The sequence below is a fragment of the Leptothermofonsia sp. ETS-13 genome (assembly GCF_049200465.1).
GTDB lineage: Bacteria > Cyanobacteriota > Cyanobacteriia > Leptolyngbyales > Leptolyngbyaceae > Leptothermofonsia.
On record NZ_CP120836.1, the window covers coordinates 3,308,278 to 3,330,018 of the forward strand.

The following is a 21,741-nucleotide window of genomic DNA, read 5'->3' on the forward strand; positions in this document are numbered from 1 at the left end:
GCCATACCCAACTCCTCATTTTCCAACTAAGCAACCCACTGTCATGCTCTCTAACACTTTCAAAGCTCTACTGGTTGAGAAGACAGGCGATGCTCAAGTAACCCGCCGTGTTGTACAACAGCCAATTGAAACATTGCCTGCGGGTGAGGTTTTAATTCGGGTGAGTTACTCTTCCCTGAACTATAAAGATGCACTGTCTGTGACCGGGCATTCCGGCGTCACTAAAATCTTCCCCCACATCCCCGGAATTGATGCCGCCGGAACCGTGGTTTCCAGTACTGTTCCCGCGTTTCAAGCCGATGATGCTGTCATTGTCACTGGATTTGATTTAGGTATGAATACCTGGGGTGGATTTGCCGAGTATGTTCGGGTTCCAGCAGCCTAGGTGGTACCGCTCCCCCAGGGGATGACATTGAAAGAAAGCATGATCCTGGGTACCGCAGGTTTGACAGCAGCCCTCTGCATCGACGCATTGATTCACAGAGGTATCAGTGGGGGTGATGTGCTGGTTACGGGTTCAACGGGGAGTGTGGGCAGTCTTGCTGTCGCTATTCTGGCAAAGTTGGGCTATTCGGTTACAGCGGTGACGGGGAAGGTGGCGCAGCATCATGGATACTTGCGATCGCTCGGAGCCACCTCCATTCTTTCCAGAGAAGCGGCGATCGACCTGAGTGGCAAACCATTGCTCAAGGAGCGCTGGGCCGGAGTGATAGATACGGTCGGTAGTGCCATGCTGGCAACGGTACTCAAGTCCACGCGCGGAGGATGCGTTACCGCCTGTGGACTGGTGGGCGGAGCCGAATTATCCACAACGGTTTATCCCTTCATTTTGCGGGGCGTTTGCTTGCAAGGAATTGACTCCGCCAACTGCCCGATGCCGCCCCGCCTGGCACTATGGCACAAGCTGGCAACAGATTGGAAACCCGCCAATCTGAAAAATATGGCTCAGATGATTGATTTATCCCAACTCCCAGAACAGATTGACCGTGTTCTACAGGGGCAAAGCGTTGGACGGGTCGTTGTGGTTCCCACCACTGACTCAGGAAACCCCTGATTGACTAACTCTTTGCTCACGCTCCTCTAAACTAGTGTTCGCATCAGAGCTTATGGATTGCTCAGTCGCCGTTTGTGCCAACGTCATCAACGGTGAACCAAACCCTCCTCTAGCACGGATAGAGTCAAACGTACCTTTGATAAAGCTGGCAATGGGAACGGTAACAACCAGTCCAACCACCCCACCCAGCTTGACCCCGATAAACAGGGAAATCAGCATCCAGGCAGGGTTTAACCCGATTAAGTCACCCACAATACGAGGCGCAAGGACGTTTTCACAGATTTGGGAAATCACCACTGCAACTGCCAGCACCTTTACGCCTAACCAGAAGTTTTGCAAGGCAACCAACAAACTGACCAAAATAATGGTCGTTAAGCCACCAAAGGGAACGATGCTGCCAATGCCAATCATGAAGCCAAATAACAACGCCAGGGGCGAACCCAGGATAAACAGCGCTGTGGATTGAATGATTGCCAGAATAGAGGCCATTGTCACCTGGCCAACGATGTAGCGTTCAAAGTTTTGTGGCAAATAAAGCCGAACCCGGCTGCCCCACTCTGCTGGTAACCAGCTCAAAACACCCTGCCAGAGGCTTTCTCCTCTCAGTACCAGGAAGACCGCAAATACTACTGTCAAAAACACATTCACAATGCTGCCGATCGCACTGAAAGCCAGACTGATGAGTTCTCGTGTCAGAGAACGCAGCAAACTGGTTAACCGTTCTATCAGTTGGTTGATGGTAGCCCGCAGATCAATCGGTAACTGTTGCGCCACGGCCCAGTCTTCAAGGCTGGTTAACTGCTGCTGACCGGAGCGTAGCCAATCTGGCAAACGGATGATTAATTCATTCGCCTGTTGCAAGATCAGCGGACCCAATATCAACACTAAAACGGCCACAATCAGCAACGCCAGCAGAAACACGATGCCAACAGAAAAAATGCGCCTCAGCCCAAGCTGCTGCAAAAAGCGAATCGGATAGTCCAGCAAAAATGCAATCAGCGTTGCCACAATCAAAATGCTGACGAGTGGCTGCAACTGCTCAACCAGCACCAGCAGCAGCCACACATTCAGAAAAATGATGGGGAACGTAAGCCCAATTGTAAATTGGCGAGGGAGTTTGCTTAGATTTTCAAACATAGAGTCGCCAGGGGGGGACAACAGGTGATGCCATAAAACACCCCTATTTTAATATCTCGGCTCATTTCCTGGTTTCCATTTAATATTGCAGCCGATGCTGGGTTTTTGTTCAGGGTCGATTGCCTGTCCTGCCAGGGCTGCATCGATCGCCGCTCGCAGATCTTTCCCGGTGACGGGCAATCCATTGCCAGGACGGCTATCGTCCAGTTGGCCCCGATAGACCAGTTTGCGATCGCCATCAAAAAGAAAGAAATCGGGGGTGCAGGCAGCGGTGTATGCCCTTGCAGTCTCCTGGTTCTCGTCGTAGCAAAACGGAAAGGTGAAACCGAGGGCGATCGCCATTTCCTTCAGCTTGTGGGGTGCATCATCGGGATAATTGGCAACGTCATTGGCACTGATCGCCACAATCCCCAGTCCACTGTGCTGATAGTCTTTCCCAATCTTTGCTAGTTCCTCCTTCACGTGTTTGACATAGGGGCAATGCTGGCAAATAAACATCACTAGTAGCGCCTGCTGATCGGCAAAGGTGGATAGGGATACGGTTTTTCCAGAGACAACATCCGGTAACGAAAAATCTGGCGCAGGAGTTCCAAGCGCCAGCATGGTTGAGGGGGTCAGAGCCATAGGTTCGAGGGAATAGGGTCAATCAAGAGTCATGGAACCTGGAGTTAGAAAACACCTTTCTACTCTTCTATTGTTAACGGTTCACTCCCAACTCTCAACCCCTCTCTACTGCCGAGTTGCCTTTGATAAAAGGATATAAAGAACGGCACCTACAACGACTCCATTTAAGGGAGCGACATCAAAAAGGGAAATTCCGGTTGGGGCATTGGCAGAAATGTAGGCGATCGCCGAAGCCACAACATAGGCAATGATTGACTCCACCCCTCACTCCCAACCCCTTCCCATAGATGATTACGCAACGAAATGTGTCCGAAAATACGACTTGCTGCTGTAGAAGCTCTTTAATGACTCCTTAGTACCCCTTTTTCAGGCATTGCTAAAAAGCAGTATGAATCGAAACGAAGTTTCGAGCATACAGTATCTGTTTCATACCCAAATTCAGCAACGCCCCCTTTTTCACAAGGTAGTTAGTGCTAAGGAGAGGAGTGAAAAACATGGTGGGAAGGTACAGTCGGCGTCATTTCATCTATGGTTCAGCCGCAGTGGGTGGAAGCTTATTGCTGAAAGCCTGTAGTAACTCCTCTCCCACAACGGGTACCTCACCCGCAGCCTCTCCCACAACACCTGCTGCTGGGTTGAAGGCTGCGATCGTCCTACCGGGAATCATTACCGACAAAGCGTGGAACCAGGCTGGTTACAAAGGACTCAACGAAATTAAATCCAGGCTGGAGGCTGAAGTCGCCTATGTTGAGAAAGTGGGACAGGCGGATCAGGTGGAAGCCCTTTCAGATTTTGCCCGACGAGGTTTTAATTTGATCTATGCCCACGGTGGGCAATTTGATGCATCCATTAAACAGGTTGCACCTCAATTTCCCAACACCTTCTTTGTGGGGGTGAACGGGGCTGCTACGGGCACCAATCATGCCTCTCTTTTAATTGAAAACCTTCAAGCCAGTTATCTTTGTGGCATTATTGGCGCAACAATGAGCAAGTCTGGAAAAATGGCGTACATTGCTGGGCAGGAGTTTCAGGCGACACAGGAGGAGCTGCGTGGCTTCATCCTGGGTGCCAGGTCTGTTAAGCCAGATATTCAGGTGAGTTCTACTTTTATAGGTGATTGGAATGATGCTGCCAGGGCAAAGGAAGCAGCGGAGACGCTCATTTCTGCAGGGGCTGATGTGATCTATCAGTGGTTGGATAATGCTTCGCCAACGGTGCTTCAAACCTGTGCTGATAAGGGCGTTTATGCTTTTGGGAACACTGCCGACCAGTTAGAGGTTGCTCCTAAAGCGGTTCTGACCAGTGCTGTGAAGCGGATTGACCTGGCGATCGCGAAACTTGCGGAACTGACTTCTAAAAACGAGCTCAAAGGTCAGGTCTATGCATTGGGTCTGGAAGAGGCCGAAATTCTTTACCTGGGCCAGTTTAACGCCGCTGTTCCCAAACCTCTTCAGGATAAGGTAAATACCACCAAGGATGCGATTCTTGCCAGGAAAATTACCTTTGAAGCCTGTACTGAAGGTGGCAAAGAAACCCGTTGCGTCAAGGGAGCCGCTTAATTTCTCATGGCTTACCTTCGCCTGGAGGGCATTATCAAGCGTTTTGGCTCCTTTGTTGCCAATGACGCTATCAACCTGGAAGTTCAGGCGGGCTCTATCCATGCATTGTTGGGTGAAAATGGGGCGGGTAAAACTACCCTGATGAATATCCTGTCGGGACTTTACCAGCCGGATGCGGGGCAGATTTATTTGAATGGCAAGCCAGTGCAGATTTCTTCCCCTGGGGAGGCGATTCAGCATGGCATCGGGATGATCCATCAGCACTTTATGCTGGTGCCTCAACTGTCGGTCACTGAAAACATCATTTTAGGAACGGAGTCCTCTCTGCATTTGAACCTGCGCCAGAAGGCGAAGGCGATCGCAACCATGGCTGAAGCCTATGGGTTGTCCGTGGACCCCCTGGCCAGGGTTGACGATTTGCCTGTGGGCAGCCAGCAGCGAGTCGAGATCCTGAAAGCACTTTACCGGAAGGCCAGGCTGCTGATTTTGGATGAGCCAACAGCAGTGCTGACGCCGCTGGAAGTGGATAGTTTCTTTAACGTTCTGCGTCGGTTAGCGGCTCAGGATCACACAATTATTTTTATCAGCCATAAATTGGAAGAGGTTTTGAATCTGTGCGATCGGGTGACCGTGCTGCGACGGGGGCAGGTGGTAGCTACAGTACCGACGCAAGAGGCAACCCGACAGGAACTGGCACGGCTGATGGTAGGCAGGGAGGTGCTGTTTCAGCCAGACAAAATAGAACAGCCAGCCGGAGCGGTGGTTTTGGAGGTGCAGAATTTGCAGGTACGGGACGATCGCAACCTGCTCGCTCTACGAGGCATTTCCTTTCAACTGCGGGCTGGAGAAATTTTGGGAATTGCCGGAGTGGATGGCAACGGACAACGGGAACTGGCAGATGCGATCGCTGGACTACGCTCAGTGGTCGATGGCACTATTTATCTAAATGGACAGGATATTACCCACTGGTCTCCCCAGCACCGAGTCAAACATCTGAAGTTGGGCTACATTCCCGAAGATCGGCAAAAGATGGGACTCGTGATGCGCTTTACCATTGCCCGCAACTTGATTTTGAAAGTCTTTAAGCAACTCCCCTTCTGCCGCCGCTGGTTGTTACGCGACACGGTTATCGACACGCATGCCAACCATGCCATTCAAGCCTTTGATATCCGGGCAACCAGTGGCAAACTGCGAGTCAATCAGCTTTCTGGGGGTAATCAGCAAAAGGTTGTTCTGGCGCGGGAACTGTCGGGTAAACCTGCACTGATCATCGCCATGCAGCCCACACGGGGGTTGGATGTGGGGGCAACTGAGTATGTGCAAAAGGCACTGCTGGCAGAGCGATCGCGGGGAGCTGCGATTCTCTACATTTCAACTGAGCTGGAAGAGGTGATGGCGATGAGCGATCGCATCGCCGTGATGTATGAAGGTCAGTTTGCCGATGTTCTCGATACCCGCAAGGCTACAACTGAACATGTAGGATTGCTTATGACGGGAGGTACAGGGTTTTCCAGTTGAGTTAGCCACATTTTTTAAGGGACTAAGTAGGTAGTCAATAATTAATTGGTAAAGGGGGGGAATCCAGATCGTTCTGGCTCTCTCCTACTCCCTACTCCCCAACCCAATGGTTACTGGATCTATGCCATTGTCCACTAGGGGTTAGGGACTAGGACTAAAGAGTAGTTTGCATTTGAAACTAGCTGTAAGTAAGAAGATGCTTTAAATTTCCTACTGTCTGTAGTAAAGCGTTAATTTCATACCATAGCTGATGATTGATACAAATACGATAAAGCTCGATCAATTTCTGAAACTGGTTGGCGTGGTGCAGACGGGTGGAGAGGCGAAGCTCCTGATTCAGGCAGGCGAAGTAAAGGTGAATGGAACGGTTGAAACTCGCCGGGGACGAAAGCTGGTAGCGGGCGATCGCGTCTCTACAGTCGGCGAAACCTTTACCGTCCAGCTTCCCCAAGCCTGACAAGGCATTGCTGAATCTCGATATGAAATGGAATGAAATGGATGCTGTATGCTCGACACTTCGTTTCGATTCATCCCGCTTTTCAGCAATATAGCTGTCGCTAGGTTGCTTAGAACACTGATTTCAAGGGAGGTGGGGGGCCAGCCTCCAGCCAGAGGTGGAACCCCTACATTCTCACTGTACTTCACAATCCCATACCTCATTGAAATGAAAACTGCTATACCCCTGACAAACGATTAATCATCCACTTCTCCTGATCGCCCCATCAAGTCAGCAATGGCAGTCACCAGAGAATTAGGGTCAATGGGTTTGGACAGACATAATTGAAATCCGTTCTCCAGTGATTCATCCAGGTTTTCCCGACGGGCGAAGGCGGTGAGTGCCAGCGCAGGGGTAAACGTGCCACGGGTTGCCTGCAAATCTCGTACCTTTCGAATCAGGGAACAGCCGTCCTCGAAGGGCATAGCGATATCACTCACTAAAACATCAGGCTTCCAGGATTCTGGTGCATCATTTTCTTCCCCAGAAGCAATCAAGTTAAAAGCTTCGGTGGCGGAGGTGGCGACTGCAACGGTGGCTCCATGATGTTCCATCGCGGCGCGCAAAATATCACGCACATCGGCTTCATCGTCCACCAGAAGGATGCGTAAACCTGCCAGTATTCCTGAGGATGACGATTCCCCTTGGGCGAAGTGGGAGGTAGGAATCAGGGATTGGGCTGAACTGAGGATAGCGTGGTTTTCTTCACGGGCCCGTTCGTCAATTCCGTGAGAGTCAATGCCAGTGATGGATTGCTCTGGCATGTGGGGGGTGCGATCGCCCAACAGAGGAAGTCTCACCGTAAATGTCGCCCCCTGCCCCAGACCGGGGCTCTCTGCCCAAACGCTGCCACCGTGCAATTCAATTAAATGGCGAACGATGGATAGCCCTAATCCCAGTCCCCCATCGGGTCGGGTAATAGAAGAATCCGCCTGCCGAAAGCGATCAAACACAAATGGTAAGAAGTCGGCACTGATGCCCTTGCCCGTATCTATTACCTGAACCTGGGCATAGTCAATCGATGAAAGGGGATGGCGGCTTTCGGTTGATGGCTTAGTCGCTCTGATTTTCGTTAACCGAACCTGTACCTGTCCTCCCTCAGGGGTAAACTTGATGGCATTGGAGAGTAAATTCCAGAATACCTGCTGCAACCGATCTGGATCACCTAAAACGTTTCCAATCCCGGAGTCAAATGAGCATTGCAACTGAACTTTTTTAGCCTCTGCCGCTGGGCGCATGGCGTCAACTGCCGCTATCAGGACGGGCTCCAGTCTCGCTGGTCGGGGTTGCAGGCGCAACTTCCCCCGAATCATTTTGGAAACATCCAGAATGTCTTCAATCAGTTGGGCTTGCAGGCGGGCATTCCGCTCAATCGTTTCCAGAGCACGAGCAGTGGTTGCGGCATCCAGTTGGCGAGTGCGTAACAGCCGTGACCAGCCCAACATGGAGTTAAGTGGGGTTCGCAGCTCGTGAGAAAGAACGGCAAGGAACTCGTCTTTCATGCGGTTGGCTTCTGCCAGCTTTTCGGTTTGACGCCGCAAGGTGCGCTCCAGGCGTTTACGCTCAGTTAGGTCAAGCACAAAGGAGATCGCCTGTGTCCGGTCTTCACCTAACAGGGTAAAACCAACCAGAACCGGCACCCGGCTGCCATTTTTATGAATAAACTCTTTCTCGTAAGGGGTACAGGCACCCCGCTGCCGGGCTTCGGCAATGTGCCAGGCATCGATTTCCAGGGATTCTGGCGGGGTAATGTCATTCCAGCGGAGGCAGCCGGATTCAATATCTGCCTGAGTGTATCCAACCATTCGCAGAAACGCATCGTTTGCCTGTTCAATGCCCCCGTTGATATCGGCAAACACAATGCCGATGATATTGCTTTCAAAAAAGCTGGTAAGACGTTCCTGACTCAGCTTGAGGGCAGCTTCTGCCTGTTTGCGATCGCTCAAATCCGCCATGATGGCCAGAATGCTGTCATCCTGAGCCCGACTACCGCGCAGCATAGCCGTCCACAGACCAATTGCAATCGGAGAACGATCCTTCCGTTGGCGGTGAATTTCAACCCCATTCAAAACTTCACCCCGCAAAGTCGATTCCAGATTAGTCTGAAACTCGGCCCATTGATCATCGGCAACGATGGGGATAACCTGGCCCTGTACTTCTTCCTGACTCCAGCCAAACATTCGCTCCGATGCAGGATTCCAAAGTTTGACCCGACCTACCCGGTCCAGGACTGCGATCGCCAGCGGAGAGGATTGCACTAGTGTTTGCAACGTCTGGTTTGTTTCTTGCAGGTTCTGTTCTGCCTGCTTGCGTTCAGTTATATCAATGCCTGTACTGACGATGAACCGAGCGAAACCCCAATCATCCAACAGAACGGTATTAGACCAGGCAATAAAGCGGCGATCGCCCTGGCGAGTAATCCAGACACCTTCATACTCACTGGGGAAAAAACCTGCCCGCAGCTTTTGAAAAGCTTCCTTGCTGAATTCCACCGACTCCATTGGCAACAGCAGATCCCACGGATGCTTCCCCCTCACTTCTTCAAAGCTGTAACCAGTGGTGCGTTCACAGGCACGGTTGAACTCCACAATCCGACCCTGGCGATCCAGCACCACAATCAAGCTGCCCGCCGTACTGACCACCGCTGATACCAGGTCACGTTCTGTTCGCAGAGCTTTAACCAACTGTCGCCGCACTGCACTGAGGGAACTTACCATCAGCGACACCAGGACAAACAAAATTAACCGCGCCAGGTCCGCTAAATTTGCAACCTGCCAGGCATGAATCAATGAAATAAAAAAATACTTTGCCGCCAGGGTAGACAGGAGGGTTGCCAGTATTCCAGGCCCCAGGCCACCGTACCAGGCGCTGATCATGACCGCCGCAAAGAATACCACAAAGGGCGACCCCTTCATCGAAATCCAGGGGTCCAGCAGCAACATCAGCCCCAGTCCTAGAAGCACCGCCAGAACCGCTACGCCATACCGCACTAGCCGGGAGTGTTCAGGCTGTACCACTGTTCGGAGTGCCGAGTGAGAAGGCATTTTTGGAAAACGAACATTGATCCAGGCGGGCACTGATGACATCCTCCAGGTGGCTTCACCCGTCTACATTTGGGCACTCTCTCTAAGAGTGCACATTCTTGACATGATAGCCTGGATAAAAATCTCTATGAAAAGCTTTGGGTGGCTCCGGGAACTGGCAGGATTCGTTTTGGAAGCCAATTGTCTGCTATGTCAGCGCTCCACTCCGCACGAGTTTTGCCAAGACTGTCAGCGGCGAGTGCTGCGTTGCCAGTTACCGGAAGGCGATCGCGTTCAAGCGGGGCAGCCTCGAGTGTTTGCCTGGGGAAACTACCGTGGAGCCCTGAAACAGGCGATCGCGGCTCTTAAGTACCACAATCAGCCCCAAGTCGCCCGTCTCCTCGCCCAGCAACTTGCGTCTTCTTGGTTGGTTGCAAATCAAGCTACTTCGCTAACCGTGGTTCCCATCCCGATTCATGCCCGCAAGCGCCAGCAACGAGGATATAACCAGGCGGATCTGTTAGCAAAGCATTTTTGCGAATTCACTCGACTGCCACTGGTATTGGAGGGACTGGAGCGATCGCAAGAAACCACCGCCCAGTTTGCCCTTTCCCCAGCCGAACGGGAACAAAACCTGGCCAGGGCCTTCAGCCTGGGAAAAACCTTTTGCAAAAAACCTCCCTCTACCCCTGTGCTGTTGATAGACGACATCTACACTACCGGCGCAACCACCCGCTCCGCTGCCCAAACCCTGAGGCGACATGGAATCCGCGTTCATGGAATCGTAGTTGTAGCAAGGGCCTTGAGAGAAAGTTGTTAGTTGTTGGTTGTTAGAAAGAAGAGAGAGGGGTGAGGAGTGAGGGGGTGATGGAGTTTTGAGTTCTGAGTTGGGTATGTCTCAGAAATAGTGCTCTCACTCCTCGAAACCCTGATTCCCTCGACCCCCTTTCCAGGATTGCCACAAAAAATTGACAAACCCTTTGAGTTTTCACCTCCCTCCCTCCCTCACCCTCCCACCCATCCACCCTTCTCCCCCTCTCCCCTCTAGAATTGATCCAGTGGTTCACCCCAATTTTCTTCATGAGCGAAATTTCTCAATCTTCCGAATCAGAGGTTCAATCAGAACTCTCCTCAGCCTCTGATACTGACAAAAAGCAACTCGGTCCATGGCGCTGTTTTCTGGGTGCGGTGGTTGCAGGTGTGATTGCGATCGCCCTTTACCAGATGACTTCATCCATTGCCCATACCTTTGCGGCCAAACCCATCCACAGCAATAACTACATCGTCCATCGCATTGCCGCCGCCGTGCGCACGCTGGTTATTGGCATGAGCACCCTGGGGACGGGTGTCTTTGGATTTGCTTCCCTGGGTCTGTTTGGGTTAGGCATCCAGCTTGGAGTTCAGCGCTTGAAAGGGCAGGAAGAGAGGGGGATAGAAAGGAGAAAGAAGGAAGAAGAAAAAAGAAAGAAACCAGGAGACAGGAGAGAGGGATTGGGGGCTGGGAATCAGGCATGGGACAACTCAGAAGTCAGAAGCCAGAAGGGGGAGGGGGAAGTGAGAGGGTGGGAGAGTGATGGGGTAACAAAATCTCCCCTATCACCTCATAAGGGCTTTATTTCAAAGAACTAAATTTTTTATAGCGGTAGTCATGATGGTTAGGACGGGGTGCAGGGGTGGAACCCCCTGCCTGGGGGCGCAGCCCCCCACTCCCTCTCTAATTCCAATGTCCTAACGCACCCGCGTAGAGCTATATCATTCTGTCAGTAGTTCCTAACCCAGCGATTGAATCGTGCAAGAGTGAGGGTGGAACGATTGAAAACGACGATAGGAAATTGATTATGAACACAAATGAGCAAGCCAGAGAGCTGGCAACGGAAGCTCGCCAGAGTGCAGAAAATCTTGAGGAAAACGTTTTGAGCCGGGCATCTGAAACACTGCAAGCGTCAGCCGAAACCATTCAGAAGGAAGCCCGCGAACTGGCAGCAGAGGGACGGCAGCAGGCAGAAAATTTGCATGAAAACGTCCTCAGTCGCGCAACTGAAGCTCTCCAAGACACTGCCGATCACATTCAGGAAGAAGCCAGAAAATTGGCGGCAGAGGGGCGGCAACACGCTGAACACCTTCAAGAAACCGTTCATAGTCGGGCCAGTGAAGAGTTAGGTGGTTAGAGGTGCCTGTCCTTCGCTTACTGGTTAGAAAGCGGGAGTGGAGGGGTGGATGAGTAGGTAAGTTTTGAGTTCTAAGTTTTGAATTTTCACCTCACTCTTCTCCCTTTATGATGGCTAGTTCCCCTATCAAAAAATCTACAAATTGGCGGGCGGTGCGTCCGGAGCGTCCATTATGGCGGGTTGCCCACTGGAGTGCTCGATGTTCCAACTCGTCTGGCTCAAGGGTAATGCCTGCCTGCGAGGCCAGATGGTGAACCATATTCAAATAGGTTTTCTGGTCGGCAGGTTCAAAGGTCAGGGTTAAGCCGAAGCGATCGCTAAACGAAAGCTTTTCTTGAACCGTGTCCCAGGCATGGACTTCTTCGTTGTCTCTGGGACGGGGGCGATCGCCGAAAAATTCCCGAATCAAATGGCGGCGGTTGGAAGTCGCATACACCACCACATTTTGCGGACGGGCGGTTAAACTGCCCTCCAAAACCACCTTCAATGCCTTAAAGGTATCTTCCTCTTCTTCAAAGGACAGGTCATCCACGAAGAGGATAAACTTCTGGGGCCGGTCTCGCAGGTGTTCGGCGATCGCAGGCAAATCCTTTAAGTCAGACTTGGCAACCTCAACCAGTCGCAAAGCACTGTCCCCATACTCATGCAGCAGTCCTTTGACCAGGGAAGACTTGCCAGACCCGCGACTGCCATAGAGCAATACGTTCAGTGCTGGGTAGCCGCGTAGCAGAAATTCAGTATTTTTTAACAGGGCAGCCCGTTGTGCCTCATACCCCACCAAATCCGCTACCCTCACCGGATCGGGGTGGGCAATCCCCACCAATGCACCCGCCTGCCACCGAAACGCGCGGTACTCCGCCAGCAGTCCTACCCCATTCTGGCGGTAAACAGCGCTCAATCGTTCCAACCCGTCTGCCCAGTTTGCCGACCCCAACCCCAGCTTCAGCTCGTTCAGCTCTGGAGAATCCATTACACTCCAGACGGGAGGGGCGATCGCCAGGTGGGACGCCGCCTTGACCCACTGGCTTAGCTGTTCTCCACTACACTTATAGAAACTTTGCAAAATCTGGAGGTCATGCCGGACTGCTGCAATCAGCGCTGGGGATAGATCGGCAATCTCCCTCCCTTGCACCAAACGTGTAAACGGATTGTCATCTCGTAAAATTCGCTTCAGCAAATAGTCTTGCCAGCTTTGTTGAGCCGCTGCCAATGAAATAAACCAGCGACCGTAAGCCTGGAGGCAATCCAGACTTTCAGCCGCCACGTTGCGCTCTGCATAACGGATTGCCTGCAACAGCTCCAAAAACGCCTGCCCGGCTTCCCCATGCAGCACCGACTGATAAATCAGCAAAGAAGCAGCCTGGCGCAGTAGTATTTGAACCGAATGAACAATCTGAGCATCCATTTAGTTTGTAGGGTCACTGCTAGCAGCATTCGCCATTTGACACTGAGTACACAGCCCAAAGAATTCCAGCATATGGTAGTAAATTTTGAACTGGTAAGACTTGTTCAACTGGGCTTCCAGTTCATGCACCGGACAGCCATCAATGGGGGTCGTTCCCCCGCATCGCAGGCAGGTCAGGTGGTGTTTATCTTCCTGGATAAGACTATAGAGTGCCTCACCACCGCCTGAGATTGTCCGCACCTGCACCACTCCCTCCAGTTTCAATGCCTCCAAAGCCCGGTAAACAGTAGCCAGCCCCATTGCCTGGTCACGATTTCGCAACTCTATGTAGAGATCCTGCGCCGAAATTGCCCGTTTGAGGGTTTTCAGGATATTCAGGATTTTCTCTTGACTGCGGGTACGGTGGGTTTTCATAACGGCTCTTGGGTCAAAGAAGTGAGCGGAGGAAGGAAGAAAAAGAGAGAAAACAGGAGACAGGGATTGGGGGCTGGGGGCCAGGGATAAGACATTGGGAAAACTCATAACTCATCCACCCATCCACCCATCCACCCATCTACCTCCTCTCTAAACAACCAGCAACTAACAACTCCCGACACCTAACACCTGTTAAGCTGGGTTTGCTGGGTTTGTTAATTATGGGAACAACGTTGTGGCTTGCAAGTATCAGGCTCAAATCTATGTTACTCTTCGACCGTCTGTTCTAGATCCTGCTGGAACGGCGGTGCAATCTGGGCTAAAACATATGGGCTATGAAAACGTCGAACAGGTCAGAATTGGCAAGTACATCGAGATGACATTGGTTGCAGACAGTGAGGAGGCTGCCCGTGAACAGCTTGACCGTGCCTGTGATCAACTACTGGCAAACCCAGTGATTGAAAATTATCGGTTTGAACTTCAAGAATTGCCTGCGTCGGTAAGGGCAGGGGTTTAGGCTGTTGGTGTTATTTGGGGGTTGAAGGTGGCGTTCAAGATTGGGCTGTTGGGGCTGGGGACGGTTGGCACAGGGACGGTTGAAATTTTGCTGGACCCGGCGCAACGCCATCCGCTGTTACGGGAGTTGGAAATTTATCGGGTGGGGGTGAGATCGCTCGACAAACCCCGTAGCGTTGCCCTGCCCACCAGTTTATTCACCACTGACCTGGAATCGATTGTCACTGACCCCAATGTGGATATTGTGGTGGAAGTGATTGGCGGATTGGAACCGGCGCGATCGCTCATCCTCAAGGCCATTGCCCACGGCAAGCATGTGGTGACCGCCAACAAAGCAGCGATCGCCCGCTTTGGCGAGGAAATTTTTGATGCGGCTTCTGAAGCGGGGGTTTATGTCTTGCTGGAAGCCGCAGTGGGAGGAGGCATTCCGGTCATTGAGCCGTTGAAGCAGTCCCTTTGCTCCAATCGGATTCACACTGTCACTGGCATTATCAACGGCACCACTAACTACATCCTCACCCGGATGCAGCTAGAAGGGGCAGATTTTGCTGATGTGCTGGCAGATGCCCAACGTCTGGGCTATGCCGAAGCAGACCCTACTGCCGATTTGGATGGATTCGATGCGGCTGACAAAATTGCCATTCTGGCATCGCTGGCCTTTGGTGGACGCATCAAACTCTCAGAAGTTCATTGCGAAGGCATCCGTCAGGTCAGCGCGGCGGATATCGCCTACGCAGAAAAATTGGGGTTTGTCATTAAGCTGCTGGCAGTGGCAAGGCGCACCCCTCAGGCTTCGCCGGAGGAACCAGAGCAGTTGCAAATTCGCGTCCACCCGACTCTGGTGCCCAAAGCCCACCCCCTCGCCAGTGTGAATGATGTCTATAACGCGATTTTGATTGAGGGGGAACCCGTTGGGCAGGTCATGTTTTTTGGGCGGGGGGCGGGCTCTGGTCCCACCGCCAGCGCAGTGGTGGCGGATATTTTGAACATTGCGGCCCTACTGAAAGTCGAACGAGGCGGAGTTACCCGATCCGATGGCACTCCACTACTCGATCCACTCCTGGCCTGTTCCCACCAGCACTATTGTGCGATCGCCCCCATGGATGAACTAATTACCCGCTTTTATGCTCGCTTTATCACGAACGACACTCCCGGTGTGATTGGCAAGCTCGGAACCAGCTTCGGCAACCACAACGTTAGCTTAGAGTCAGTGGTCCAAACGGATGTACGCGGCGATCGGGCAGAAATTGTAGTGGTCACCCATGATGTGCGTGAAGGCAATTTTCGCAAAGCACTGGACGAAATTCATGCGATGGAAGCAGTCAGCAGTGTAGCAAGCACTTTGAGAGTTCTTTGACAGAAGACAACCTGATCTCCAACTCACAACTCCACCAAATGACTCCACGGATACCATTCTGGCTCCCTCCTACTCCTCACTTCCCAACCCAATGGTTACTGCACTGGTGCCATCGTCCACTAGGGCGATCGCTCTTGCAAGATTAGCACCTGATAGATCGCCCAAATTGCTGTAGCTCTTAAATAGTGACAGGCTCGAAACGTACCGCTGGCAGTGATTGCTTCTGGAGTCCGAAACTGCAATCCATTCTCATAAATTTGCTGTACCACCGATTTTGTCAGGGTAAATGCCTCCTCCCCCATACCCATTTGCATTAAAAAGGCAGCAACGCCAAAGTTAATGCCTGTCCAAACCTCAAGGGGATGGGTAGCATTGGGATTTTCGGGAGAACCATCTGGGCGAACACCATTGGCTGCGCCAAGGGCAGTTGTGAGTGTTTGGCTTTTAGTTCTTAAAGAAGAGGTGGATGGGTGGATGGGTGGATGAGTTGTAAGTTGCCCCAATGCCTGATCCCTGACTCCTAGCCCCCAGCCCCCAATCCCTATTTCCTGTCTCTTGACTTCTTCCTCTTTTCCTCTTTTTTTTTCCTGCTTTCCTCTTTCTTCTTCCTGCTCCTCTGCAACTCTGGCTTCCTGAACAGAGGTGAAAGTCTGAGCTTTGAGGGCACCGGACATTAAATATTGATTGAATTTGAGGAAGCAGGTGTCATAAACCGTCCTTAGAGCCATTTGAGCGCATTCCTCTGGAATAATGTCTGGTAGTTTGAGCAAACGGGCATAAAACTGTCCGCAGAGTTGGTCTGCCATCACAATGTTGGAACCGCTGTTGCTGTCGATGCGATAGTATTGCCCATTCCAGAGGGTTTCTTGATAGATGGGGCGAGATTGTTCGAGCCAGGACTGAAATTGGGAGATTTGAGTTTTGAGTTTTGAATTTTGAGTTGGGTTGGATTCAGAACTGGAAGTTTCTCTTTCTAAAAGGTGCCCGATCGCGATCGCCGCCTCTAATGCCGCCAGCCACAGTCCACCACAATAGGCACTAATGCCCTGCAATTTCCAATCGTCAAACGTCTGGTCAGGAGCACCCGAATTTTCGGGGATGCCATCCCCATCCTGGTCAAACGTTTTCAGATAGGTGAGGGTTTGCACAATCGCATCCCAGCACTCGACCAGAAATTCCCCATCAGTTGCGCCGGTGAGCAAATAATCCCGGTAGACTTGCAACACAAAATCACAGGGCAGATCTTTCCACAGGTTGCAATCCTGATAGCTGGTGTAGTTGGTCTTTTCCCAAACGTGTTCATTGGGTGCGCCCAGGTCGTGGGGGGTGGCTCCGGCAACTTTACGGATTGCTTTTGGACTTTCTGCGCCAATGGTGGTGTAGTAGCCAATGACGCGGGTGCGATCGTCCCTAGCCGGAATTGCCCTTGCAAACGCCCGCATCACCGCTTTTTCTAACTCAGGAAACAGGTGTAGCAGCGCAAAGGAGCCATACAGTCGTACATCCAGACTTTCGTACCAGCGGTAGTCAATACACTCCAGCACTGCAAACTGCCCCACCGGATCACGCTCATCCGCCGCACTCCAGAGCGTTCCGCCATCGGTGAGGTTGTAGAGTTCGTTCAGCAGTGCCATCTTGAACCAATCCGGCAGGTCTTTCCGGTCCAGAATGGGCTGCTGCCAGGTCTGGATCTGTTCGCGCCAGGTGGGATAGTGCTTCAAGGCAGTGCGCCCGATCGCCCACCCATTCTGTCCATTTCGACCAAAGAAATCGGTATAGCGGCGCAAGTATTCTACACCCTGGGCAAATTCAGTCACGGGAAAGTCCCAACTCAGGACAAAGGGAATTTTGCGCGTCTGTCCCGGTTGAAGGGTGAAGCGAACAGCGATCGCCCCTCCAATCTGCTCTCCCTCAACAGCAGGAGTTTCATCATCTATATCGGGCAGTGAACCATCTGCCGCAAACGATCGCCACAGATCAGCTCCATCACCCACCGGATTCCAGCGAGTATGATAGAAGACTTCATAAAGATCGGGATTCAGCAGAGTTGCGATTGACCATTGACCGTCACCTTCGGCAGGGGGTGGATCAGTTGTTAATGATTGGTTGTTAGTTCTTAAAGAAGAGATAGATGAGTAGATGGGTGGATGGGTAGATAAATGTTGAGTTCTGAGTTGTCCCAAGACCTGACCCCTGTCCCCCAGTTCCCAGTCCCCAATCCCTGTCTCCTGCCTTCTGGTTTCCTTTCCTCTTTCCGCCTTCTTTCTTCTTTCCTTTCCCTGCTCCCCTGTCTCCTGACGACCCATCACAATTCCAAGCTGATGTTCGTCTCTGGTTAAGGAATTAAAATTTCCAACGCTTTCTCCCAAACGTGGTTGGTATTCATACACAGGACTGCCATCATCGCGGATCCTAACCTCCGATGACTTCAACCCATTCGTGAACCAGCCGACCATATTCTGCCAGGTCAGCATGATGCTGAGAGTGATGGGTTCGCTGGTTGGATTGTGCGTTGTCCACTCAAAGATGGCGACGGGATAACTGGTTTCCCGATAGTTGTGGGCGATGATGGGCGAAAACTGCTCACAGGCCAATGCAGCTTGAAACACGTTTTCGTAGACAAACCAGCTTCGAGGATAGAGGGCGTGATAGGTGCCAGTGTGTCGTGTGTTGTGAGCAGCTCCTGGCTCCTGACTCCTGGTTTCTGTTACCGGATACCACCTCCAACTGCTCAAACTGCCATCTTCAGGTGCTTCTGTGCACAGCGCATAGGACTGCGACGCTTCCCCAATTTGCTCAAATACGCTGAACTGGCAGGCAGGGATGGATTTGAACACATGCTCGCCACCGTCGATGTGCCAGAGGTTAAAGTCGCCCCGGTGTGATCGCCCGATGCACCCTGCACCAAAGCCACCCAATGGCATGCCATGAAAGGGACCATCATCCAGATTGCTGGCATAGCGGACGGTATAAGGCTTTTCCCAGCCCAGACCGATCGCACGTTTCCAGGCACAGGCAGGGATTTGGGGGAGTTGTTTCTGATTCTGCATTCCCTGATTTTAGAGGGTAGCGACGCGATCGCTACATTACCAGGCTGGAGCTTGGTAACGAGCTGGATGAAAGAGAATCGAGCGATCGCTAAAACCATCATTCTCCTGCTCTCTCAGGAATTTACGAGCACTTTACTTTAGAAAAAGTAGTGGTATAGCAGTAGTCATTATGGTTAGGACAGGGTGCAGGAGTTCCACCCCTGGCTGAGGGCGAAGCCCCCACTCCCTTTCTAATTTGAATGTCCTAACGCACCTGCGTAGAGCTATACCGAGGCGTTCTTTGATGATCAACGCTTCCAAGACCATCCGAAATGATTTGGCGGGGGCACCCATGCTCTCACTCAGTTGCCTTGCATACTCCGTTTCAAATGGCTCCCACGGCATCTGCGCCGCTGGCTTGACCCAGCGGTTTTCCCCAGACAGTTTGCCACCAAACGGCAGGTAGAAGTTCTCAAATGCAAGGTGTCCGGGGGGAGAACGACGCGACATCGGAGAGGGGGATGCAAGGTTTTCAGCGGTTTACAGTGCTTTTGCCGGCATTTTATCAAGGATTGATCCTGTTGGACGCCAATTCTCATAAGCCTTCTAGGCTTCCTCAGCAAGCCCGAATTCATACCCAGAATCAGCAACCCTTGAGTAGTGAGTTGTTAGTTGTTAGAGAAATGTGAGGAGAGAGGTGTGAGGAGACAGAACTCAAAATTCATCCACTCATCCACTCACTACTCATCCCCCCTTCCCCCCAACCCAGGGCTTCTTTGATCTGCTCAGCCAGTTTTAGGGGACGGAAGGGTTTGGCAAAGACGGCGGCGACTCCCATATCTACAAAGCTGTTCTGATCGAATTGCTGAGCTTTGGCCGTAACCAGGATGACTGGAATTGGTTTGGTAGTGGGGTTTGCCTGTAATTGCTGAAAGGTTGCTCGCCCATCCATTTCTGGCATCATCATGTCTAGCAAGATGACATCGGGCTGGTAAGTAGCGGCTACAGCTAACGCTTCCTGACCAGAACTCGCGGTTAAAACGTTCCAACTGGCTCCCATTTCTAATCCCAGTTTAGCGATCGCCCGTACATCTTCTTCATCATCCACGATCAAGACCGTTTTGCTCATTGTCATCCTTCTGTTACTGCCCAGACTTTGTGGTGACCTTAACACTCAATCGGGAAAAAGTCGGGAAGATGGCGTTGCTGAATTTGGGTATGAATATAGATGCTGTATGCTCGAAACTTCGTTTCGATTCATACTGCTTTTCAGCAATGCTGGAAGATTAACGCTTTCTTGAAAATTTATTCACTACAATTTATTATTTTATTCACTACTTTTTTTGTAGTTCTCCAATTTCTATAGCTGTCGCCAGATTGCTTGGAACATTGGATTTGAGGGTGTGTGGGTTTCAGGGTTCCCCTTGCACCCCGTCCTAAGCCTGGTGGCGATGACTATAAATCAGATTGAGTGAGCACAGTCAACACTTCAATTCAAGAATTCGGGGAGCTTTCCTCTACTCAGGAAGCATGAGGGGTAGTAACACATAGAATGTGCTGCCTTCGCCAGGTGTGCTTTCTACCCAGATTTTGCCATCATGCTGCTCTATGATATTGCGGCAGATGGCAAGTCCTAAGCCAGTTCCTCCTTTTTTGCGAGAGTCAGATGCATCGACTTGCTGAAAGCGCTCAAAGATAGTTTGCAACTTGTCCGCAGGAATGCCGCGACCTTGATCTTTAACAGTGATTAGGAGAGCAGAATGATGGGGGGATGGAGTGGTGGGGGGATGGGGGGATGGCTCCCAGACCCTGGTCCCTAAACCCTCCTGACTCCTGACTGCTAACTCCTGCCCCCCTCTCTCTTTACCTGAGACTTCCTCCGCGCTAAGCCACACCGTTCCTCCCGGTTCTGAAAACTTGATGGCGTTACTGAGCAGATTGGTCAGGGTTTGCAGAAGGCGATCGGGATCTGCCCAGAGATCGAGATTAAGGGGGGGTTAGTGACCAGCGTAATGTTTGCCTGGTCAGCCATGGCCTGCATCACTTCCGTTGTCTGGGTAAACAGGGTAACCACATTGCATTTCGTCTTCTGCATCGTAATTTTGCCGGATTTTATCCGCTCTAGGTCAAGGATGTCGTTGATTAGGCGAATGAGTCGTTCGGCGTTTGTTGTGGCAATGCTGAGAATGTTGTGCCCCTGCTCGGTGAGGGTGCCTAACTTGCCTGCGCTAAGAATGTCTAATGCTCCCATCATAGAGGTTAAAGGAGTGCGCAGTTCATGGCTGACTAGGGAAATGAATTCGTTCTCCAGACGTTTGCGTTCAGTAATATCAGTGATGATGTTGAGGGTGCATTCAACACCGTTCAATTCAATTAATTCAATGCAAATCAGTACTGCTCTGGTTTCACCAGACTTGGTGCGAAATTCACATTCCTGGTTGAAGAGGGTTCCAGTTTCTCGCAGTTCTTGTATGGCTTGGTTATAAGTTTCCTGGTCGATTCCCAGTTTCAGTTCGGCTGAGGTGTGCCCAATGACTTCTTGCCAGGAATAGCCGCTCATTCTAAGAAAGCTTGGGTTGACATCAATAAAACGCCCTTCAGCCAGAGTGGAGATGGCGATCGGGGCGGGGCTGGAGCGAAAGGCTTTGGTGAATTTTTCCTGGGCCTGCTGGCGTTCGCGGATTTCTTGCTGAAGCTGAGAATTTTGTTCCTGAAGTTGTTTTTGGAGATTACGAATGGTCAGATGAGTTTCTATTCTGGCCAGAACTTCTTCGATATGGAAGGGTTTGGTGATGTAGTCTACGCCGCCGACAGAAAAGGCTTTTACTTTATCCAGTACATCTTCCAGAGCGCTGATAAAAATAACGGGAATTTCGCGGGTGCGATCGCTGGCTTTTAACTGCTGACACACCTCATAGCCATTCATTTCAGGCATATTGATGTCCAGCAAGATGAGATCGGGTGGGGCGACCTGGGCACCCCGCAAACCCGTAGAGCCTTTGGTCACACTCCGGACTTTGTAGCCCTGGTCAGTCAGCATAGCAGACAGCAGATTGAGATTATCAGGTGTGTCGTCGATGACCAAGATATCGGCTCTGGGAAAGTTGGATGCAGACGGGGCCATTGCAACAAGAGGGCATTGGGTATTCAGGATGGGTTTGGTGTCATCCTAACGCTTGTCTGGAGTGGCGTTTTACAGTTGCAGCAAATTTTTTAGGTTGCTGATAGGTTGCTGATTTTGGCTGCCTATTTTTCCTTGTAGCGGTAGTTATTGTGGTTAGGACGGGGTGCAGGGGTTCCACCCCTGCGTGGGAGCGAAGCCCTCCCCCCCTTTTCAAAAACTATTTGTGAACACTATATAATCGCTTTTCTTCCCCAGTTCTTCCCTATCGCTCTCTAACTTAGGAACCATAGGCTATTTGCTTCACCAAAGGGGTTTAA

20 protein-coding genes and 1 pseudogene are annotated in these 21,741 nt (G+C 51.4%); 10 read left to right on the forward strand and 11 right to left on the reverse strand.

All coding sequences use genetic code 11. The features are described from left to right. Positions 1 to 43 precede the first annotated feature (43 nt). Positions 44 to 385: an alcohol dehydrogenase catalytic domain-containing protein gene (locus P4D80_RS14965; protein WP_421654806.1), complete on the forward strand. Its 342-nt coding sequence runs from the start codon at positions 44 to 46 to the stop codon at positions 383 to 385. A gap of 21 nt (positions 386 to 406) precedes the next feature. Then, entirely contained in the window at positions 407 to 1,054 is a 648-nt protein-coding gene (locus P4D80_RS14970; RefSeq protein WP_421654807.1) for a zinc-binding dehydrogenase, read from the forward strand. On the opposite strand, the gene P4D80_RS14975 is transcribed toward P4D80_RS14970, so the two are convergent. From P4D80_RS14975 to P4D80_RS14985, 3 genes are all read right to left on the reverse strand, one after another. Continuing rightward, the gene (locus P4D80_RS14975) at positions 1,040 to 2,191 is read right to left on the reverse strand and encodes an AI-2E family transporter (RefSeq protein WP_421654808.1); all 1,152 of its coding nucleotides are present in this window, start codon (positions 2,189 to 2,191) and stop codon (positions 1,040 to 1,042) included. The genes P4D80_RS14970 and P4D80_RS14975 overlap by 15 nt on opposite strands. 48 nt (positions 2,192 to 2,239) lie before the next feature. After that, positions 2,240 to 2,815, reverse strand: coding sequence for a thioredoxin family protein (locus P4D80_RS14980; protein ID WP_421654809.1), 576 nt, complete (start codon positions 2,813 to 2,815; stop codon positions 2,240 to 2,242). A gap of 105 nt (positions 2,816 to 2,920) precedes the next feature. After that, a complete protein-coding gene (locus P4D80_RS14985; protein WP_421654810.1) occupies positions 2,921 to 3,076 on the reverse strand; it encodes a hypothetical protein in 156 nt (51 codons plus the stop codon). A 233-nt stretch (positions 3,077 to 3,309) separates the two neighbouring features. On the opposite strand from P4D80_RS14985, the gene P4D80_RS14990 reads away from it, so the two are divergent. The 3 genes from P4D80_RS14990 (at position 3,310) to P4D80_RS15000 (ending at position 6,349) form a co-directional block, all read left to right on the forward strand. Continuing rightward, positions 3,310 to 4,374, forward strand: a complete 1,065-nt coding sequence (locus P4D80_RS14990; protein ID WP_421654811.1) for a BMP family protein — start codon at positions 3,310 to 3,312, stop codon at positions 4,372 to 4,374. A 6-nt stretch (positions 4,375 to 4,380) separates the two neighbouring features. Next, entirely contained in the window at positions 4,381 to 5,892 is a 1,512-nt protein-coding gene (locus P4D80_RS14995; protein ID WP_421654812.1) for an ABC transporter ATP-binding protein, read from the forward strand. 250 nt (positions 5,893 to 6,142) lie between these two features. Then, positions 6,143 to 6,349, forward strand: coding sequence for an RNA-binding S4 domain-containing protein (locus P4D80_RS15000; protein WP_421654813.1), 207 nt, complete (start codon positions 6,143 to 6,145; stop codon positions 6,347 to 6,349). 236 nt (positions 6,350 to 6,585) lie between these two features. Here the strand turns inward: P4D80_RS15000 and P4D80_RS15005 are convergent, their stop codons facing one another. Further along, the gene (locus P4D80_RS15005; protein WP_421654814.1) at positions 6,586 to 9,432 is read right to left on the reverse strand and encodes a PAS domain S-box protein; all 2,847 of its coding nucleotides are present in this window, start codon (positions 9,430 to 9,432) and stop codon (positions 6,586 to 6,588) included. Between the two features lie 127 nt (positions 9,433 to 9,559). Here P4D80_RS15005 and P4D80_RS15010 point away from each other — a divergent pair, with 127 nt between their 5' ends. The 3 genes from P4D80_RS15010 (at position 9,560) to P4D80_RS15020 (ending at position 11,579) form a co-directional block, all read left to right on the forward strand. Continuing rightward, positions 9,560 to 10,231, forward strand: a complete 672-nt coding sequence (locus tag P4D80_RS15010; RefSeq protein ID WP_421654815.1) for a ComF family protein — start codon at positions 9,560 to 9,562, stop codon at positions 10,229 to 10,231. 260 nt (positions 10,232 to 10,491) lie between these two features. Further along, the gene (locus P4D80_RS15015; protein WP_421654816.1) at positions 10,492 to 11,040 is read left to right on the forward strand and encodes a DUF3082 domain-containing protein; all 549 of its coding nucleotides are present in this window, start codon (positions 10,492 to 10,494) and stop codon (positions 11,038 to 11,040) included. Between the two features lie 209 nt (positions 11,041 to 11,249). Next, positions 11,250 to 11,579 (forward strand): hypothetical protein, encoded by a 330-nt coding sequence (locus P4D80_RS15020; protein ID WP_421654817.1) that lies wholly within the window; start codon positions 11,250 to 11,252, stop codon positions 11,577 to 11,579. 91 nt (positions 11,580 to 11,670) lie between these two features. On the opposite strand, the gene P4D80_RS15025 is transcribed toward P4D80_RS15020, so the two are convergent. Together P4D80_RS15025 and P4D80_RS15030 are read right to left on the reverse strand one after the other, a co-directional pair. Beyond that, positions 11,671 to 12,984, reverse strand: a complete 1,314-nt coding sequence (locus P4D80_RS15025; protein ID WP_421654818.1) for an ATP-binding protein — start codon at positions 12,982 to 12,984, stop codon at positions 11,671 to 11,673. After that, complete coding sequence (locus P4D80_RS15030) at positions 12,985 to 13,398, reverse strand: Fur family transcriptional regulator (RefSeq protein ID WP_421654819.1); 414 nt, start codon at positions 13,396 to 13,398, stop codon at positions 12,985 to 12,987. A gap of 235 nt (positions 13,399 to 13,633) precedes the next feature. On the opposite strand from P4D80_RS15030, the gene purS reads away from it, so the two are divergent. Both purS and P4D80_RS15040 read left to right on the forward strand, forming a co-directional pair. Next, positions 13,634 to 13,915, forward strand: coding sequence for a phosphoribosylformylglycinamidine synthase subunit PurS (gene purS, locus P4D80_RS15035; protein WP_421654820.1), 282 nt, complete (start codon positions 13,634 to 13,636; stop codon positions 13,913 to 13,915). Positions 13,916 to 13,942: 27 nt separating this feature from the next. Next, positions 13,943 to 15,271, forward strand: coding sequence for a homoserine dehydrogenase (locus P4D80_RS15040; RefSeq protein WP_421654821.1), 1,329 nt, complete (start codon positions 13,943 to 13,945; stop codon positions 15,269 to 15,271). Positions 15,272 to 15,390: 119 nt separating this feature from the next. Here P4D80_RS15040 and P4D80_RS15045 read toward each other — a convergent pair whose 3' ends face one another. From P4D80_RS15045 to P4D80_RS15065, 5 genes and pseudogenes are all read right to left on the reverse strand, one after another. Beyond that, positions 15,391 to 18,321, reverse strand: a complete 2,931-nt coding sequence (locus P4D80_RS15045; RefSeq protein WP_421654822.1) for a GH116 family glycosyl hydrolase — start codon at positions 18,319 to 18,321, stop codon at positions 15,391 to 15,393. A 261-nt stretch (positions 18,322 to 18,582) separates the two neighbouring features. Continuing rightward, positions 18,583 to 18,810, reverse strand: a pseudogene (locus P4D80_RS15050) (IS5/IS1182 family transposase); the annotation flags it as partial. A 211-nt stretch (positions 18,811 to 19,021) separates the two neighbouring features. Next, positions 19,022 to 19,429, reverse strand: coding sequence for a response regulator (locus P4D80_RS15055; protein WP_421654823.1), 408 nt, complete (start codon positions 19,427 to 19,429; stop codon positions 19,022 to 19,024). Positions 19,430 to 19,817: 388 nt separating this feature from the next. Further along, a complete protein-coding gene (locus tag P4D80_RS15060; protein ID WP_421659539.1) occupies positions 19,818 to 20,255 on the reverse strand; it encodes a sensor histidine kinase in 438 nt (145 codons plus the stop codon). Then, positions 20,243 to 21,424, reverse strand: a complete 1,182-nt coding sequence (locus P4D80_RS15065) for a response regulator (protein WP_421654824.1) — start codon at positions 21,422 to 21,424, stop codon at positions 20,243 to 20,245. Before P4D80_RS15065 ends, P4D80_RS15060 begins: the two co-directional genes overlap by 13 nt. Positions 21,425 to 21,741: the final 317 nt, after the last annotated feature.